The sequence below is a fragment of the [Pseudomonas] carboxydohydrogena genome, from assembly GCF_029030725.1.
Classification (GTDB): Bacteria; Pseudomonadota; Alphaproteobacteria; order Rhizobiales; family Xanthobacteraceae; genus Afipia; species Afipia carboxydohydrogena.
This window is the reverse complement of sequence record NZ_CP113162.1, coordinates 2,321,501-2,339,358: the sequence shown is the minus strand read 5'-3', so window position 1 is coordinate 2,339,358 and position 17,858 is coordinate 2,321,501. Positions and strand designations below refer to the sequence as shown.

The 17,858-nt window shown below is 59.3% G+C and carries 18 protein-coding genes and 1 tRNA gene; 16 read left to right on the top strand and 3 right to left on the bottom strand.

The window, feature by feature from the left end; all coding sequences use genetic code 11:
- Nucleotides 1–9: 9 nt before the first annotated feature.
- Both AFIC_RS11275 and AFIC_RS11270 read left to right on the top strand, forming a co-directional pair.
- Nucleotides 10–462, top strand: a complete 453-nt coding sequence (locus AFIC_RS11275) for a DsrE family protein (RefSeq protein ID WP_275246331.1) — start codon at nucleotides 10–12, stop codon at nucleotides 460–462.
- Between the two features lie 24 nt (nucleotides 463–486).
- Complete coding sequence (locus AFIC_RS11270) at nucleotides 487–990, top strand: GlcG/HbpS family heme-binding protein (protein ID WP_275246330.1); 504 nt, start codon at nucleotides 487–489, stop codon at nucleotides 988–990.
- A 37-nt stretch (nucleotides 991–1,027) separates the two neighbouring features.
- On the opposite strand, the gene AFIC_RS11265 is transcribed toward AFIC_RS11270, so the two are convergent.
- A complete protein-coding gene (locus AFIC_RS11265) occupies nucleotides 1,028–2,077 on the bottom strand; it encodes a YeeE/YedE family protein (RefSeq protein WP_275246329.1) in 1,050 nt (349 codons plus the stop codon).
- A gap of 523 nt (nucleotides 2,078–2,600) precedes the next feature.
- On the opposite strand from AFIC_RS11265, the gene AFIC_RS11260 reads away from it, so the two are divergent.
- The 5 genes from AFIC_RS11260 to AFIC_RS11240 all read left to right on the top strand — a co-directional run bounded on the left by AFIC_RS11260 (nucleotide 2,601) and on the right by AFIC_RS11240 (nucleotide 7,472).
- Entirely contained in the window at nucleotides 2,601–2,774 is a 174-nt protein-coding gene (locus tag AFIC_RS11260; protein WP_275246328.1) for a hypothetical protein, read from the top strand.
- On the top strand, nucleotides 2,771–3,247 hold the full coding sequence (locus AFIC_RS11255) for a DUF1236 domain-containing protein (RefSeq protein ID WP_275246327.1): 477 nt from the start codon (nucleotides 2,771–2,773) through the stop codon (nucleotides 3,245–3,247). Before AFIC_RS11260 ends, AFIC_RS11255 begins: the two co-directional genes overlap by 4 nt.
- 259 nt (nucleotides 3,248–3,506) lie before the next feature.
- Nucleotides 3,507–4,784: a c-type cytochrome gene (locus tag AFIC_RS11250; RefSeq protein WP_275246326.1), complete on the top strand. Its 1,278-nt coding sequence runs from the start codon at nucleotides 3,507–3,509 to the stop codon at nucleotides 4,782–4,784.
- Nucleotides 4,781–5,239, top strand: coding sequence for a (2Fe-2S)-binding protein (locus AFIC_RS11245; protein WP_275246325.1), 459 nt, complete (start codon nucleotides 4,781–4,783; stop codon nucleotides 5,237–5,239). Before AFIC_RS11250 ends, AFIC_RS11245 begins: the two co-directional genes overlap by 4 nt.
- 10 nt (nucleotides 5,240–5,249) lie before the next feature.
- Nucleotides 5,250–7,472 carry a xanthine dehydrogenase family protein molybdopterin-binding subunit gene (locus AFIC_RS11240; RefSeq protein WP_275246324.1) on the top strand — a complete coding sequence of 741 codons (2,223 nt, stop codon included), beginning with the start codon at nucleotides 5,250–5,252 and terminating at the stop codon, nucleotides 7,470–7,472.
- Between the two features lie 33 nt (nucleotides 7,473–7,505).
- On the opposite strand, the gene AFIC_RS11235 is transcribed toward AFIC_RS11240, so the two are convergent.
- Entirely contained in the window at nucleotides 7,506–8,360 is an 855-nt protein-coding gene (locus AFIC_RS11235; protein ID WP_275246323.1) for a sulfite exporter TauE/SafE family protein, read from the bottom strand.
- A gap of 338 nt (nucleotides 8,361–8,698) precedes the next feature.
- Here AFIC_RS11235 and AFIC_RS11230 point away from each other — a divergent pair.
- A tRNA-Gln gene (locus AFIC_RS11230) sits at nucleotides 8,699–8,773 on the top strand.
- 175 nt (nucleotides 8,774–8,948) lie between these two features.
- Here AFIC_RS11230 and AFIC_RS11225 read toward each other — a convergent pair.
- A complete protein-coding gene (locus AFIC_RS11225; RefSeq protein ID WP_275246322.1) occupies nucleotides 8,949–9,755 on the bottom strand; it encodes a GntR family transcriptional regulator in 807 nt (268 codons plus the stop codon).
- A 94-nt stretch (nucleotides 9,756–9,849) separates the two neighbouring features.
- On the opposite strand from AFIC_RS11225, the gene AFIC_RS11220 reads away from it, so the two are divergent.
- From AFIC_RS11220 to AFIC_RS11185, 8 genes are all read left to right on the top strand, one after another.
- On the top strand, nucleotides 9,850–10,932 hold the full coding sequence (locus AFIC_RS11220; protein ID WP_275246321.1) for a TRAP transporter substrate-binding protein: 1,083 nt from the start codon (nucleotides 9,850–9,852) through the stop codon (nucleotides 10,930–10,932).
- Nucleotides 10,919–11,434, top strand: coding sequence for a TRAP transporter small permease (locus AFIC_RS11215; protein WP_275246320.1), 516 nt, complete (start codon nucleotides 10,919–10,921; stop codon nucleotides 11,432–11,434). The genes AFIC_RS11220 and AFIC_RS11215 overlap by 14 nt, the downstream gene beginning before the upstream one ends.
- A complete protein-coding gene (locus AFIC_RS11210) occupies nucleotides 11,431–12,729 on the top strand; it encodes a TRAP transporter large permease (protein ID WP_275246319.1) in 1,299 nt (432 codons plus the stop codon). Before AFIC_RS11215 ends, AFIC_RS11210 begins: the two co-directional genes overlap by 4 nt.
- A 37-nt stretch (nucleotides 12,730–12,766) precedes the next feature.
- On the top strand, nucleotides 12,767–14,014 hold the full coding sequence (locus AFIC_RS11205; RefSeq protein ID WP_275246318.1) for an aconitase X catalytic domain-containing protein: 1,248 nt from the start codon (nucleotides 12,767–12,769) through the stop codon (nucleotides 14,012–14,014).
- Nucleotides 14,011–14,424, top strand: a complete 414-nt coding sequence (locus AFIC_RS11200) for an aconitase X swivel domain-containing protein (protein WP_275246317.1) — start codon at nucleotides 14,011–14,013, stop codon at nucleotides 14,422–14,424. Before AFIC_RS11205 ends, AFIC_RS11200 begins: the two co-directional genes overlap by 4 nt.
- Nucleotides 14,425–14,813: 389 nt before the next feature.
- Nucleotides 14,814–15,845 carry a radical SAM protein gene (locus AFIC_RS11195; protein WP_275246316.1) on the top strand — a complete coding sequence of 344 codons (1,032 nt, stop codon included), beginning with the start codon at nucleotides 14,814–14,816 and terminating at the stop codon, nucleotides 15,843–15,845.
- Between the two features lie 172 nt (nucleotides 15,846–16,017).
- On the top strand, nucleotides 16,018–17,019 hold the full coding sequence (locus AFIC_RS11190; protein WP_275246315.1) for a FecCD family ABC transporter permease: 1,002 nt from the start codon (nucleotides 16,018–16,020) through the stop codon (nucleotides 17,017–17,019).
- Entirely contained in the window at nucleotides 17,016–17,831 is an 816-nt protein-coding gene (locus AFIC_RS11185; protein WP_275246314.1) for an ABC transporter ATP-binding protein, read from the top strand. The genes AFIC_RS11190 and AFIC_RS11185 overlap by 4 nt, the downstream gene beginning before the upstream one ends.
- Nucleotides 17,832–17,858: the final 27 nt, after the last annotated feature.

Here is a 17,858-nt window from a genome sequence, read left to right as displayed (position 1 = left end):
GACTCCGACATGCGGATTTTCTGGAAACTGGTTGCGGCCTTCGCGGTCGTCTTTTCAATCTCTTCGGCGGCGTTCGCGGCCGACGCCAAGCCGCATCGCATTGCGGTGCAGGTCGATCAGGACGATCCGGCCACGATGAACCTGGCGCTCAACAATGTCACCAACATCATGAAGCACTATGGCGACAAGGGCGAGACCGTCGAGGTCGAGGTGGTGGCCTACGGGCCGGGCCTGAACATGTACCGTGACGACAAATCGCCGGTGAAGGACCGCCTCAAGCAGATCTCCGAGATGGCGTTCCCCTCCAAGGTGAAGTTTTCCGCCTGCAACAACACCAAGCAGGGCATGGAAAAGAAGGAAGGGCACCCCATCACGATCGTGCCGGAGGCGAGCCTCGTTCCGTCGGGCGTGGTGCGGTTGAGCGAGTTGCAGGAACAGGGCTGGACCTACATCAAGCCGTAACATTCCTTAAAAAGGGTGGTCGAAATGCGTGTCGCGCTGCGATGTCTGGTATGTGTGCTTTCCTGTGCCGTCACGTTCTCCGTCGCAAAGGCGGAGGAGACGACCGTGACATACAAATCGCTGACGCCCGAAATGGCGCTGGAGGCTGCCCAGGCGGCGCTAAAGCAATGCCGCGCGGACGGCTATCAGGTTTCGGTTGCTGTCGTTGACCGCGCCGGCGAGACGCAAGTGTTGCTGCGGGATCGCTTTGCCGGACTTCCAGCCAATCAGACTGCAGTCGATAAAGCCTGGACGTCTGTCGGATTTCGGGCCGACACCTCGCAACTGGCTTCTTCGATCAAGGACGGCACGCTCGATCCGCGTCTCGCAACCCGTCCGCGTATCGCGATGCTGGGCGGCGCGTTGATGATCGAAGCGGGTGGCACGCTGCTGGGCGCGATCGGTGTGTCAGGTGCGCCGGGCGGTGACAAGGACGAGAAATGCGCACGCGCCGGGCTCGACGCGATACGCGACAAGCTCGATTTCTAGCATTGTGAAGGCGGCGAGCGGCTGAGGCCGTTCGCGTTCAGCGGAACGCGAACGCGAGCAGCCGTGTCTTGCTGTGGATTGCGAATGCGGCGCCGGAGAGGATGCCGGCAAGCGCGATGAACGAGGGCATCGCCAGCGTCGAGACGCCGGTGAGACCCTGACCGATCGAGCAGCCATAGGCCATCGCGCCGCCGATGCCCATGAAGACCGCGCCCGCGATCGAGCGGCCGGTGTGGGTGACCGACGTATAACCTTCAAACTCGAAGCGGCCGGTCAGCGTCGCGGTTGTGAGGCTTCCGGCCAGAACGCCGGCCACAAGCGCGATGCCGAAATTCAGCGTTAGTCCCGTGGACAACATCACATACTGCACCGAGTCCGCCAGCGGCGACACGAATGTCAGCGATGACACCGGCACCGGGTTGAAATCATCCGCCGCGAACCAGCCCGTCGCGGCCCAGCCGGCGACCACAAGGAGGCCGATGATAAGGCCCGCGGCCACCTGACCGTAGGAGCGGCGGAAAGTCTTGTCCGAGAAGGCGTAGATCAACAGTGCGCCGCTTGCGATCAGCGTGGCGATCAGCCGCGCCGAAATATCGTCGAGGCCCATCGTGGTCAGGAGGGCGGGAGCGGAGACGGCGGTGGGCGCGGTCTTGGTCCAGTCGAGGAACGCGATGCGCGCCGGTGCGATCAGGCCCTTCAGCGTCATCTGCGCGGTGATGCCGATCACCGTGATGACGACGAGCGAGCGCAGGTTGCCTTTGCCGAGCAGCACCAGGGCGCGCGAGGCGCAGCCATTGGCGAGAACCATGCCAAGGCCGAACAGCAGGCCGCCGAAGAAGATCAGCGGCGCCGAGAACGAAGGCTGCAAATAGATCGACGCGCCGAGATTGACGAGCCCCGCACCGGCGAGAATCTGCGTGCCGAGGATCGCAACGGCCAGCGCGGTCGCATAGCTGCGGATCTTGCGGGTGTCGTTCTTGGTCCAGAGGTCGCGCAGACTGCTCATCAGGCAGAAGCCGCTGAGCAGGCCGACAACACCAAACACCGATCCGATCACAAAGCCGGAAACCACCGAGAGGTCGATCATGACGATCCACGAGCCCATTATTACTATGAGGAGAATATCTTTTTATGCATGCAATACTGTTAGGTCTATAAGTCCATGAAATTAAAAATGAAATTGTATGACGCCCTTGGAAAATAGGAAAATCACCTATTATTCCGATGGCCTGTGAAAGATCGTCCTACGACGCCTTTACCCGCAAAATCCTGCCTTTTGTTGAGAAGAATAAAATGCCTGTCCGGCGCGTGCGAGCCTGGACAGTAATCGCAGGTGCGGTGACTTTTTTTCTTCAATCCGGAACGTGCGCGAATTCCTCCGCTTGTTTCCCCGCATGAGGGCACTCATGCCGCAAGTCCGGGACAGGGTTGCGGGAAGCTAAATCATTTTAACTCGGGCGATGCGGGGCGGAGCTTTGTCTTCGTCATCGCTGACGTCTGCGTGCGGCCTGTTTTTCACGGCTGCCAACACATGGAGTCACGAATCATGAAAACGAAATTGCTGATGTCGGCGGCCGCCATTGCAGTGTTGATGGCTGGCGGAGGGGCGAGTGCGCAGAATCCGAATGCGGGTAGCAGCGGCGGTGCCGCAGGCGCTTCATCAGGCGCAAGCGGTGGCGCATCTGGCGGTGCCTCCATGGAAAGAGGCGGCGCGGCTGTGCGCGGCGGTGCGGATGCTGGCGGCTCCGGGGGCATTGAATCTCACGGAGCGAAGGGCGGCATGAGAGCGCAGGAGGAAAGCACGCCGAAGGGCCACCCGAAATCCGCGCAGGAGAACAAGGCTGGCAAATCTCCGAACGCACATACGGCAACCGACGGCAAGGGTGCGGCCAGGAACGACAACACCGCGAACAGCGAGCGTGAGCGGATGAACAGAAACTCTGCTTCGGAATCGAAGTCCGGCGCGGAGGGCAAGACCACCGGCAACGCAGCCACGGCCGCAAAGGCTGCGCCGCCTGTCGAGAAGCGCACCCAGATCACCTCCGCCATCAAGCAGGAGAAGGTGACGGCGGTGACCAACGTGAACTTCAACGTCTCCGTCGGAGCGCGTGTCCCGGCATCGGTGCACTTCTATCCCGTCCCGGCGAGCGTGATTGCGATCTATCCGGAATGGCAAGGCTACGAGTTCATTCTGGTGGGCGGCCGTTACGTGATCGTGGCGCCTGAAACCCATGAGATCATCTACATTCTGGCCTGACATGCATAAAGAGGGCCCGGTTCGTCCGGGCCCTCCCGCATGCGCGAAATGATCCCTTCACGGATCGCCGCCGAATGAAAGCGGCGTCGTGCATTTCGATTTTTGATAAAATGCGGGCCGTCGCGGGTGAGAGCCTACCCGTTGGCGGCCCTGAATCGTGGGCAGCACAAAAACTTGTACGTTGCGTCATAGCCATGAGTTTAGAACTCATGTAGGTTTCATCCGACTACTTCCTGGATATGCCGTGGGGTAGAGACTGATGACGCTACGTCGTGTTCTTCTGACAGCGGTGGCTGTCGGAATTCTGGCTGTTCTGGGCGGCTACGCACTGATGTGGCGTCCCGCCATCGCGCCGGCGGCTACCAGTGCAAAAGCCCAAATAGATCGGAAGGCGATCGATCACGGCGCAGAGCTTGCGTCGATCGGCAATTGCGCCGATTGCCATACATCCGCAAACGGTGCCGCCTATGCGGGCGGCCGGCCCATTCCCACTCCTTTCGGCACGATCTACGCCAGCAACCTGACGCCAGATGGCGAGACCGGCATCGGTTCGTGGCCGGAGGAGGCGTTCAGGCGCGCCATGCGCGACGGCGTGGATCGTGAAGGGCGGCAGCTCTATCCGGCATTTCCCTACGATCATTTCACGCATGCGACGGATGCGGACATCCACGCGATTTATGCGTTCTTGATGAGCAAGCCCGCGGTGCGCAACGCCGTGCCGGCCAACGAACTCGCTTTCCCGTTCAGCTTCCGTCCCATCGTCGCGGGTTGGAAACTTCTATTCCTGCGCCGCGATGGGCTGGAGCCTGATGCCGGCAAGAGCGCCGAATGGAATCGCGGACGCTATCTGGTTGAGGGTCTTGGCCATTGCGGCTCCTGCCACACGCCGCGCAACGCGCTCGGTGGCGAGAAGCGCGGCAGCGCCTATGCCGGTGGCGCGGCGGAAGGGTGGAATGCGCCGCCCTTGAACGCCTCGCTCGTCACGGCACACAAATGGACCGTCGATCAGTTGGCCGAATATCTCTCCACCGGCTGGCATAGGCTGCATGGCGCGGCCGCCGGACCGATGGCCGATGTCGCGAAAAACCTCGGCCGCGCGTCGCAGGGTGATGTCCACGCGATTGCGACCTACATCGCCAGCCTTTCACCGGGTGCGGAAGGCGCCAAGCCTGCAATCCCGGCTGGCGGCAAGATTCTGACGGACCAGCCGGCCGAGGTGGTGGCGATCTACAACGGTGCCTGCGCCAAGTGCCACAATGACCGGCTCGATGTCGGGCCATCGCAGGCGATCTCGCTCGCCTACAGCACAGCCGTTCAGCAGCCGCAATCGGCCAATGCCGTTCGCGTGGTCATGCACGGTATCGAGGCCTATCGCACGGGCGGCGGGCCTTACATGCCGGCGTTCGAAGGCATTCTGACAGACAAACAGATTGCGTCGGTCGTTCAATATGTCCGCGCGCGCTACACCGACCGGCCGCAATGGACCGATGTGAACTCACAGATCGCCAAAGCCCGGCAGGAAGGAGCCCAGCCATGAAGGTTTCGCTGCACGTCAATGGCAAGCCGCAGGAGATCGATGTTGCCGATCCCTCGACGCCGCTGCTTTATGTTTTGCGCGATAATCTCGGGCTGCATGGCCCGCGCTTCGGTTGCGGCCTCGGGCAGTGCGGCGCCTGCATGGTTCACATCGACGGGCACGCGACGTTCTCCTGCGTGATGCCGGTCACGGCCGTCGGGGATCGCAAGGTCACCACGCTTGAGGGTCTGATGGAAGGCGGCAAGCCGAACAAGCTTCAGCAGGCATTTATTGATGAGGAGGCGGCGCAGTGCGGCTACTGCATCTCCGGCATGGTGATGCAGGCGCAGGCGCTCCTCAACAAGACGCCAAGTCCGACGGATGAGGACATCAAGCGCCACATGGAGCCGAACCTCTGCCGCTGCGGCACTCATGCCGCCATCATGCGCGCGATCAAGCGCGCGGCCGTTGCTTGAGGAGGCTGTCATGAATCTGCATCTCAAGCCGTCCCGCCGCGATGTTCTGAAGGGGACCGGTGCGCTGGTCGTGGCCTTCTCGCTGACGCCTCCCTCCGAAGCCATGGCGTTTGTGGGCGAAGCCGCCATCGGCAAGCCGGTGACGCTGGATCAGGTCGATACGTTTCTCGCCATCGACGACAAGGGCATGGTGACGGTTTACTCGGGCAAGGTCGATCTCGGCACCGGCATCCGGATCGGTATCCAGCAGATCGTCGCCGAAGAACTCGATGTGCCTCTGGCGAACGTCACGACCATCGAAGGCGACACGGCGCTGACGCCGGACCAGGGTCCGACCTATGGCAGCCTGTCGATTCAGGGGGGCGGCATGCAGATCAGGCAGGCTGCCGCGACGGCGCGAAGCGCGCTGCTGGATCAGGCCGCGCAACGGCTCGGCGTCGCCAAGGACGATCTCACCGTTGCCGATGGCGTGATCACAGCGAAATCCGGGGGTGGAAAGGTTGCCTACGCCGAACTGATCGGCGGCAAGACCTTCATGTTGAAGGTCGATCCGGCGGCGCCCGCGAAGAATCCCGCCGACTACAAGATCGTCGGCAAGCCGATCGCGCGTCGCGATATTCCGGAGAAGCTCACCGGCAAGTTCACCTACATGCAGGATTTCCGGGTGCCGGGAATGTTGCATGGAAGCGTGGTGCGTCCGCCGAGCATCGGCGCGACGCTGCAAAGCGTCGATGAAAGTTCGGTCAAGGATATTCCGGGTATCGTCAAAGTCATTCGCGACGGGAATTTCCTCGCCGTGGTGACGGAAACGGAATGGGCGGCGGTGCGCGCCGCGCGCGAGATCAAGGCGTCATGGTCGACATCGGAGACTCTGCCGGATCAGGCAAAACTCTGGGAGCATGTCCGTTCGACCAGGATCGTGAAGGATGACGTCACCAGCAATATCGGCGACAGCGCCGCCGCGATGGCTGCCGGTGGCAAGATCGTCAAGGCGTCCTATGACTTCGCCATCCACACCCATGGCTCGATCGGGCCGTCCTGTGCGATTGCCGAATTCAGGGACGGCAAGCTGACTTGCTGGTCCGCTTCACAGGCGACTCACAATCTGCGCAAGCAGTTGGCCATGATGATGAAGATGCCGGACGAGGACGTACGCTGCATCTATGTCGATGGTGCGGGTTGCTACGGCCGGAACGGGCATGAAGACGCTGCGGCCGATGCCACATTGCTCGCGAAGATCATGGACAAGCCCGTCCGTGTGCAGTGGTCGCGTGCCGACGAACATGGCTGGGACCCGAAGGGGCCGCCGACCCTGATCGATCTGCGGGCGAATATCGATGCGTCCGGCAACGTCACCGCCTGGGAAAGCGAGTTCTTCATCCCGCAGGGCGCGGCCGGTATGGTCGATCTCGTCGCCGCGACGTTGAGCGATCGTCCAGTCGTGGGCAAGCTGGCGCCGGGTGGAATCGTCAACGACTCCGCGATCGGCTACAAGTTTCCGAACATCAAGACCGTCTGCCATCGCCTCGAGACGACGCCGTTCCGCCCGTCATGGATCCGGACGCCGGGGCGGATGCAGAACACCTTCGCCAATGAGAGCTTCTTCGACGAGGTCGCCGCTGCGCTCAATGCGGACCCGCTGGAGCTTCGCATCAAGTACACCGATCCCGCCGACAAGCGCGGCCTCGAAGTGCTCGACAGGCTGGCGCAAGTTGCAAAGTGGGAGAACCGCCCATCGCCACGCAAGGATATCAAGGGCGACGTGGTGCAGGGGCGTGGCGTGAGTTACGTCAAATACGAACTGGTGCGGACCTATGTCGGTCTGGTGGCCGATGTCGAAGTGGATCGCACTTCCGGCGATGTCCGCGTCAAGAAGGTCTATGTGGTTCACGACTGCGGCCAGATCATCAATCCGAACGGCGTTCGCGCGCAGATCGAAGGCAATGTCATCCAGACCGTCAGCCGCACGCTGAAGGAAGAAATCATGTTCGACCGCGGCATGATCACGAGCCTCGACTGGGCGAGCTACCCGATCCTGCGGTTCTCCGAACTGCCGGAACTGGTGATCGAACTGATCGACAGGCCGGCGGAAAAACCGTGGGGCGCGGGCGAGCCGACGGCCGCTCTGGTTTCGTCGGCGATCTCCAACGCGATTTTCGACGCGACCGGCGCGCGCGTGCGCTCGGTGCCGTTCAAGCCCGAAAAGGTCAAGGCCGCGCTGCGCTCGGCCTGATAGCGCGGATCGGTAAAGCTGTTCGCTGTAGGCTTATTTGTAAATGAGCGCGATCGCGAAGCGCGAGCCCATGATGAAGAGATAAACGCCGAATGCGATCTCCAGCGCGCGTTTGGACATTGCATGCGCGGCTTTCGCGCCGAAAGGCGCGGTCAGAAGGCTCGTGGGCATCACCATGATGGCACCGAGCAGCGAGATGTATCCGATCGCGAGCGGAAATTGCAGGATGGTGCTGTCCGGGAATTTCGCGGCCGCGGGCCAGCCCGCATAGATGTATCCGATCGTGCCGGGAATCGAGATCAGGACGGCGATGCCCGATGAGGTCGCGACCGATTGGTGGATCGTTTTTCCATACATGGTCATCAGCAAATTCGAAAACAGGCCGCCGCCGATGCCCATCAAGGTGGAGAGGAGGCCGATGCCGAGCCCGTAAATTTTCATGAACGGTCCGGTGGGGAACGTATCGCCAAGTTTCCAGTTTTCTTTGCCGAGGATCAGGCGCGCCGAGGCAGACCATGCCACGGCGACGAAGACATATTTGAAGACCTGCTCGGGCGCGTAGCGGGCGATGAACGATCCGGCGATCACGCCCGCCAAAATCGGCACCGTCCATCTGCGCAGGATATCCATATCCACACTGCTATGCTTGCGATGCGTCATATAGGAGCGGACGGCTGTCGGGATCATGATCGCCAGCGAGGTGCCTACGCAAAGCGGCATCCGGGTTTCAAGCGGCACGTCCATGATTCGGAACAGCTCGTAGAGCACCGGCACGAGGATGGCGCCGCCGCCGACGCCGAACAATCCCGCCAGAAATCCAGCCAGCGCGCCCACCGCCATCAAAGCAATGGCGAGTTCGATGATTTCAGCGACGGGAAGCTGGGGCATGTCGTCTCCTGATGAGGTGCCGGGCAAGTATATGTGCTTGTGCGAACCGCCCACGATTGTGCATTTCGCAATGCATCAGAATCGAGCGTCACCGTCTATCACGGTGTGGATAGCGAGTGACGTCCTTTGGACGGAGACCGGCGTGGACATTGAGTGCCGTGCCGGATGTTGGCCCGATGTTGCCTCAAGAGGCGCTGAATCGTTCCGCCGGGCTAGTGTCGCGGGAACGATTAACCCGCTCATTTCCCTGATATTTCAATACAATTTCGGGCGCAAAACCCGCTTTGCCGGTTGAAACCGCGGCGCACTGCCTATAGACAGCGCTCTGCCGGGTCTGTTGGGGCGTAGCCAAGCGGTAAGGCAGGGGATTTTGATTCCCCCATTCGGAGGTTCGATCCCTCCCGCCCCAGCCATTTGGTTTATTTCAGCTTATTGGCCGATTTTGACATCGGCATTCTGAACGCTTTCACCCGCTTCATTCTGAACACCTGCTATCACCGACAATCTAGCGCCGAAGCTTCGACCATCTGAACATCGGTGTTTTCTCATACGTAGCAAGCTTGGAAAGCGCTGGCCGCGCATCGTTCTTCAGGGCTTTTTCTTTGAGCGCGGGGACTCTGTCTTTCGAGGCGAAGACCTCGCCTGCACGTTCACGCTCAGCTTGTAGACCTCCGGGAGCAGGAAGTGGATGGTTCGCTCAATAGCGGCGCCCTTCGCATCGTAGGAGATACGTTCAAGAGAGAGCAGGGGCGTTGTCGGTGAAACGCCGAGCCGCCCGGCGAGAATGTGGTCCGGCAAGGCACTGCTGATGTTGAACGAAGCTCGAAATGGCTCGACGTTCAGACGTTCTCGCAGGATCTGATAAACGCCGAGGCATTTCGTATCGCTTTTGCTGATACGTTCGCCGAGATGCGCTGGAATAGCGATTTGAAGAAAGCCGTGCGGACTGCCACCCGTCTCATAAAGACGCTCATAAAGAAGCACGCTTTCAGCCGGCGCGAAGCAGTCCGGCACTTGCTTCCCGGTGCCCCAATAAAAGTCCACAAGATGCGCTGTGACCTGCTCGCCCGATGAGGCGAACGCATCCATGAATGGGCCGAGCCGGTCGATCTCGTAGGTGATGTGGGGGCGGGGCGCGGCGATGAATGTCCCCTTGCCCTGGCGGCGAATGAGCAGGCCCTGATCGACGAGGGTTTGAATGGCCCGCCTCACTGTGACGCGGCTGAGATTATAGGTCTGACAGATCGTTTCTTCAGTCGGAAGCTGCTGGCCAGGCGGATAGATCGCAATGAATTCAGTGCGCAATCTGGCGCTGAGCTGCTCGTGCAATGCGCGCGGATCGCCCCGGCGCAAATTCGAACTTTCACTGGTGGCGGAGCTTGACTTGGATTTCATATTTGTCTCATATTGTATCTAAGATGTAGTATAACATCTTCAGGACCATAAAGCTGCAAAGGCGTGTCCTGAGGCCTGCTTGGGAGGAATGCCGATGTGCCGATTCGTTCTACGCCATCTTTCCGACGTTGTGAGCCGCCGTCCGGGTAACTTTCCCGGCAGCCTTTTGTCGCTGCAATCGCTCGGTAAGGGAATTGGAATTGCAATAACCTTAGCGGTTCTGGGTACACCTGCTCACGCGGACGAAACACATACGCTTCGTCTGTCGAGTTGGGGTGCTCCTACAGCGCCACAAGTTTCCGAGTTCACGGCGGCTTTCAAAACCGAGGTCGAAAAAGCCAGCGGCGGCCGTATTTCCGTGCAGACATTCCCGGCGGGCTCACTCGTCAATGAGCGCGCCGTACCGTCTGCCGTTCAATCCGGTGTCGTCGATATTTCTCTGACCACGATGGGGAGTTGGGCATCCATCGTCCCCACAGCCGGAGCATTAAACACGGTCTTCTTCCGTCCGACCGAGAAAAATTTCGACAAGGTCATCGGACCTGGCACGCCTTTGTTCAAGGCGCTGGACGACGATATGGCCCAGCACGGAACGCGGTTGCTCGCGGCTCTTTATAATGGCCCGGTCGTTGTCGTCTCGAAGATGCCGCTGAAGGTGCCGGCTGATTTCAAGGGCAAGACGGTTCGCGTGTTCGACCGTCTAACGGCGGAAATCGTGCAGTCGTTGAAGGGGGCGCCGTCGACAATTGAAGTGGCGGATGTCTATCCCGCACTTCAACGCGGTGCGGTTCAGGCTGCAATCGGTGGCCTTGAAGGAGCCATCGGCCTCAAGGAATACGAGGTCGGTAAATATCTGTTGGCGACCAATGGCCAGTTCGGTCTGTTGATGACCGGCTATGTCATGAACAAGAAGTCACTGGATGCGCTGCCGCCCGATCTTCAGAAGATCGTGCTGGAAAGCGGTTACAAGGCCAGCCGTGAAACAACGATCGCGATGATCGCGGCCTACGAAAAAGAGCTTCACCAGATGGAAGAGCACGGCATGACCGTGACGACGCTCCAGCCGGGAACGCCTGAATACCAGGGGTTCACGGATGCGCTGGCATCACTTGCAAAGACGCAGGAAGCCCGCTTCCCCGCCGAGCTTGTCCGTCAGGTGCTCGATGCTCAACACTGATACCCAATATGAAAGCAGGCCAGGGATCCACTCGCCCCTGACAGCGATAGCTCGCTGGATCTGCTATGCGGGGGTGGCGCTCATTCTTCTGCTCCCCCTGCCTGTACTCTACGAAGTTGTTGCAGACCAGCTTGAACAACCTCCGATCTGGGTGTTCGAGACGACGGGCTACGTGATCATTCTGATTGCGTTCCTGGCATCCGGTTACGGTCTCAGCACGGGACACCATTTCAAGGTTGAACTTCTTGCGCAGCGGTTTCCGGCAATGGCAACGCAGCTTGCGGTGCTATCCGGCATACTTGAGGCGGTGTTCGGCCTGATCCTGCTCTCCGCAGGTGCGATGCAGGCTTATGCCGCCTTCGAGCAGGATATGCGGTCGGACACGTTGCTGGCCGTGCCGTTGTTTTGGCCTATGCTGGCCTTCCCGATGGGCGGATTTGCCATCCTGGTTCAGGGTATCGGCAATATTCTGAAAGCGGTGCGCGGGGGTAGGTCATCATGACATTACTCTCAGGTGTGTCCTTTGCTCTCATCACGCTGGTGATGTTCACGTTGATGGCACTCGGCATCCCGATCTTTGTTTCGATCGGGCTGGCTGCGTTCGCCGGGCTCGCGATCATTTTCGGGCCGGCTCATGCGATGGTGGATTTCACATCGTTTCTCTGGCAGAGCCTTAACAACTTTGAACTCGTCACCATCCCGCTCTTCGTACTCACCGCCATGCTGGTCGAGGAATCGAAGATAGGCGACGAATTGTTTGCCTGTGCCAAAGCCTGGATTGGTGGCGTGCCGAATGGCCTCGGCGTCGCCGTCATCTTGACCTGCGCGGTGTTCGCGAGCATCACCGGATCGAGTCCTGTCACCGCGGTGACAGTCGGGTTGATCGCGTTGCCGGCCCTTGCCCGTGAAGGGTATCCCGACAGTTTGCGTGGCGCGCTGATCGCGGGCGGTGGGACGCTCGGCATTCTGCTGCCACCCAGTCTGCCGCTCATCATCTACGGCGTGCTCACCCAGACGTCGATTGGCAGTCTGTTTATGGCGACGGTCATCCCCGGCCTGTTGCTGATGACGATGTTCGCTATTTACGTGATGCTATTCCACCGGCCAGCGGTGCGCGGCGCGTATCATTCCATGGAAGAAAGATGGAGCGCCTTGTGGAAGGCGCTGCCGATTATCGTTTTGCCGATCTTTATTATTCTATCGATCTATCTGGGGCTGGTCACTCCCACGGAAACCGGCGCTGTCGCGGTGGCTTACGTGCTGATCCTTGGATTTGCGCGCAAACGCCTCAACTTGGCGCAAGTACTTAGAGCAGGGCGGTCGGCGGCTCTTACATCGTCGATGTTGCTTATGATCTTTGGCGTGGGATCGGTGTTTGCGCGATACAGCGCGATGCTGCAACTGCCGCAGCATATCGCCGCATCTGTCGGTTCGATGCCCGGTGGAGCGCTTGCTGTCTTCACCGCGATGGTTGTGACGGACCTTATTCTCGGCACCTTTCTCGAGTCCGGCGCGTTGACGATCCTGACGATTCCAATCTTCTTTCCGATCTCGCAGGCGATAGGTCTCGATCCGGTGCAATTCGGCGTGATGATTGCCGTCAATCAGGAGATCGCGCAGATTCATCCGCCGACAGGGCTAAATCTCGTGACGGTGTCATCAATCTCAGGAATCCCACTGACGCGGATGATGGTCAGCATCCTGCCGTTCATCGCGATTGAGCTTGTGATGATCTACCTCCTGTATTTCATCCCGCAACTGACCCTGTTCCTCCCCGCGCATATGAACATGCATTGAAGACAATTCCGGAAAACCGGAACTGATGGAGTAAACGATGAAACTGAATGAAGAAGAAAAGGCAATGCTGGCGGGCGAGTTTGGTCCGCTTAGGCAATGGGCCATCGATCATCAGATAAAAGTGGGACGATACCTCAAGGCACCGGATTTCGTTCCGGTGTTGCAGGCGCATGTCATGGCCGATACCGAATCCCTTGGTAAAGCAGGCGTCGAGTGGCTCGAAGGCTGGGCGAAATTGCCTGCGAAGGAGCGGCTCGTTCGGATTCCAACGATCACGGACCCGCGTGGCACCGATTTCGCCGCAGCAAACCGTCTGAAGCAGCAATCGTGGATGGTCGATCTGGAGCGCCGCGCGATCGGCGCGTTTGAATCGCTCGGCGTGTTGATGACGGATACCTGCATCAACTATCAGACGATCATGCCGCCGGTTCGCGGCGAGCACGTCGCCTATGGCGACACCGGCGTTGTCATCTATTCCAACAGCGTTTGTGGCGCGCGCTCGAATTTTGAAGGCGGCCCGTCAGCCTTGAGCGCGGGGTTGACCGGACGGACGCCGCGTTATGGCTTCCATCTTGATGAACATCGGCAGGCCACGCTTGTCGTCAACGTCAATTGGACGCCCCGCGAACTCAACGAATGGGGCGCCCTTGGTGCCTATATTGGCAGGCTTTCAGGAGACTATTGGCAGGTGCCAGTCGTTGTCGGAATCGACCATTCTCCTACCTCCGACGAGATGAAGCATTTTGGTGCGGCGATGGCGAGCTTCGGTTCGGTTGCGCTGTTTCACATCGTTGGTGTGACGCCGGAAGCACCGACACTTAAGGATGTCGCACCGAACGCTGCGTCGCTACGTACTTATAATGTCACCGAAGCAGACGTCCGTGGTTTGCAGGCGTCGTATGGCGGGGCGATCGATAAGGTCGACATCGTTGTTTTCTCTGCGCCGCAGTTGAGCCTTGTGGAATTGCAGCAGATTTCAATCCTGCTGGAGGGACGCAAGACTCAAATCCCAACGCTCGCGATCACAAGCCCACAAGTGAAGCCGGATGCGGACCGTATGGGCATTACGGCAAAGATCGAAGCTGCTGGCGCCAGCGTGCTCTCCGGCATGTGCTTCTATCAAAGCTATGCGCGGGAAATGGCGGAATCCAACGGTTGGAAAAGGCTGGCGACGAATTCGGCCAAACTCACGAATATCCTCGGCGGCTACGGCTACACGCCGGCGCTGCTCTCGATGGAAAAATGCATTGATGTCGCGTGCGACGGTGGAAGGTTGAGCAAATGAGCGATCAGGTATTTTACGCAAAGTCAGGAATGGGTCAGAAGACTGTCGGGCAGGCCTTGGTCGCAAAGGACGGATTTTCCGCGCGTTATGACCTCGATCGCATCAAAGGTGTGTTTTCGAGGCCTGAGCACAAGCTCTTGGGCGAGAATTACAATGGCCGTATTCTCATTCTCGATGCTGCGAAGGGCGGCGTGGCTACCGCGTGGATGTTGTACGAGATGGCGGCGAGGAAAATCGTCCCGGCGGCACTCGTTCTCAACGCCGTCAATCCGATCATGGTGCAGGGTGCAGCCCTCGCTGGAATGACGCTGCTTTCCGGGTTCGACGCTGACATTACGAAGTCCATCACCAATGGTGCAAAAGTGGAAATCGAGCCGAACGGGGATAGCCCGTTCATTCGGGTTATTTAAATGAAAGCATCCTATCGCGGTCTCTGACCGTGTATCTTTGCCGGACAAAGGTAGGAACGGCGAAATCTTTTACAGCCTGATCGATAAATGTGGGACGCTGCATCAGCTTTCGAGAAAAGTTGGCATGGCTCATTTTCTCACGCCATGCGGACCAAAAGCGACCACAAACGGCGCAAAGCCAGAACCGCGAGTGATGAAATACTCTCGCGAGCGCCCCGGCGTATCGGCGGCCATGTATTTCTGTTCATCGGGAGTGGTCGCGCTTTGATTCACCTCATTGACGGAGAGGATGCTTTCCCACTAGGGGCATGACATACGGACGAATATTACGCTTCCCGCTGATGGGTTGAACGGCGGTATCGTGCGAAGCGCGAGTATGGAAAGTTGTCATGGATTTTGTCGAACTGATCGCGGAAGTCAGTGAGCCATCGCCTCCCAAAGAAGCTGCCTTGGAGCTTTTGCAGCGTTCGCGCGAACCGGCACTGGCACTTCAGCTATTCGCTGCGGCCTCCCGGATACGGGATGAGAGCATCGGGAAGACTTTGTGGTGGTCGGCGGGCATCTCTTCGATGATGCCGTGTCATGTCGAGCCCCTCTGCACCTACTGTACCTATTTCACCGCTAAATCGTTTCCTCTGGATGAGCTGGTTGCCTCGGTGAAGGCAATCGACGAGTTGGGAATACGGCACCTGCATCTATCCGGCGGTACTGACTTTGCCGGTTACGACAACGAGATGTCGGATGCGGTCCATGCCATTCGTGAGGTGTCGAAGATCGATATCGAGATCAATCTCGGTCCGTCTTTCACCCGTAACGGCGTGCGCCGTCTCAAGCAGCTTGGTGTCAGCAGTATCACCAGTTCGCTTGAGACTTTCAATCCGCAGGTGTTCGCCAAGGCCAAGCCAGGCGACAGTCTGGAAAAGCGCAAGGCTTTGATCGAGACCTGTCAGGACGAGGGCATGCCTGTGCGCAGTATGATTTTGGTCGGTCTAGGGGAGAGCGAGGCGGATCGGATCGATCATCTTTATTGGTTGATGCAGTTTCCGCATCTGTATCATCTGCGCTTCTCGCGTTTCATGCCTTACGCCGGCACCGACTGGGAGAATCATCCGCGCTGCTCGCCCTGGGAGGTTGCTCGTCTGGTTGCGGTTGCACGGCTCTTGATGCCCCATGTCGATCTTGGGCTAGCGGCGGGTAACAGCGCTGACGATATTCCTCTGTGGTATGCGGCCGGTGGCGGCAACCAGTTGCTCGGAGCCTCGGTTTCGATGCGGCAAGGCAAATCCCGCAAAACGCAGCCGGGGGAGACTCTGATCCCTGTCACAGATCGCGTGGCGCTGGTCAGTCGCATGGAACACATCGAACAATTCGTTCGAGGGCTTGGCAGGCAGATTGCCGCTGCGGTACCACATTCTTACTAGGCCATCAGGCCCGGAAGGCGCTGTATCTTGCGGCTGGAGACTCTTCGCGCTCCGCAGTGATCGCCGCCGGCCGGAGAATAATTCGGGGATCGCCGCTATTTACCTGATGTGATAACGCTGGATGATCTTTTAAGGCTCGCAAGCCGCTTCCAGCAAGGGCAAGCATTTTGATATGGCGCGTCTGATCCCTTTAGCTGTCTTGCTGGTTGCGGCAATCCTGTTGGCTCTCACCGTTGGCCGCTATCCGTTGACGGTTGGCGATATCGTCGCGTTCTTTCAGGCCATGGTCGGTTTCAAGCCGATGGCGCCGGAACGCTATCAGTTGCTATACAACGTTATTGTGGAAATTCGTTTGCCGCGCATTCTCGGCGCAGCATTGGTGGGATCGGCGCTGGCGTCTTCGGGCGCTGCGTTTCAAGCGGTGTTTCGCAATCCGCTCGTCTCTCCGGGCATTCTCGGTGTTCTCGGTGGCGCGGGCTTCGGCGCAGCGCTCGGGATTCTCCTGTTCGGCAATTGGGCGCTGATCCAGCTTTCCGCTTTCGGCATGGGACTTGCGGCAGTTGGTGTTGGCCTGCTGATCGCCAATCTGTTTGGTCAGGCCTCCATGATCATGCTGGTGTTGGGCGGAATGATTTCCGCCGCGTTGTTCACCTCGGCGCTGTCAATCGTCAAATATACGGCCGATCCCTACGAGCAGTTGCCGGCGATTGTGTACTGGCTGATGGGTAGCCTTGGCGGCATCGACATGACGCAGATTCGGTGGGCGATGATTCCGATTCTCGGCGGCCTCGTCGTGCTGGTGCTGTTCGGCCGGGCGCTTGATGCGTTGTCGATGGGCGACGACGAGGCGCGGGCGCTTGGCGTTCCCGCGCAGCAGGTACGCTATGGCGTGATCGGCGCCGCGACGCTGGTATCCGCATTATCGGTGTCGCTTGCCGGGATGATTGGATGGATCGGACTCGTGGTCCCGCATGTGATGCGGCTTGCACTCGGTCCCGGTAATGCCCGGCTGTTGCCCGCCAGCGCATTTGCCGGAGCGATCTTCCTGATCGCCGCCGATTGTCTGTCGCGCAGCATCACGCGTTCGGAAGTTCCGATCGGTATCCTCACTGAATTGCTCGGCATTCCGGTCTTCATTATCGTGTTGCGCCGGGCGCGGCAAAGCTGGACATGATGACCACCGTGCAATTCGCTGAATGCCTTGAGGCGCACGCCGTGCATTTCCTGCGCGGAACCCGCATCATTCTCGACGACATTACCATCAGCTTGCGCTCGGGCGAGATCGTTGCGTTACTTGGTGCCAACGGCGCGGGCAAGAGCACGCTGTTTCGTATCCTGCTTGGCTTTCTGGCGCCAGCGCAAGGCGAGGTAAGACTCGATAACAGGCCGCTCGGTGAATTTTCACGCCGGGCACTGGCGCAGCGTATCGCCTATGTTCCGCAGGCCCATGTCGCTCCGTTTCCCTACAGCGTACGCGACGTGGTGATGCTCGGGCGTCTCGCCGAAACCGGAATCTTCCGTGCGCCCAAGGTGTCCGACCGTCATGTGGTGAATGAGGTTCTCGACCGTCTTGCGATTATGTCGCTTGCCGAACGCCCCTATACCGAGATCTCCGGCGGCGAACGGCAACTGACGCTGATCGCGCGTGCGCTTGCGCAGGGTGCAAGTATTCTCGTTATGGATGAGCCGATGACCGGACTCGACTATGGCTATCAGGTTCGCCTGTTGCAGCACCTTATCGATCTGGCGGAAAGAGGCCACACGATTTTTTTCAGCACGCATAATCCTGAACACGCTGTGCAAGCAGCAAGCCGAATTGCGGTGCTGCGGGATGGCGTTATCATGGCGGACGGTACGCCAAAAGAGATCATCACCCCACAGTTGATCCGTACGCTTTACGGTGTTGCAGTATCTACCCTGACTAATGCGGAAGGCCAGATGGCGATCGTACCGGCGATGGGGCGGCTACCACCAGCGTACGGCTGAGTAAGGTTGTCGCAGACGATGAGCGCG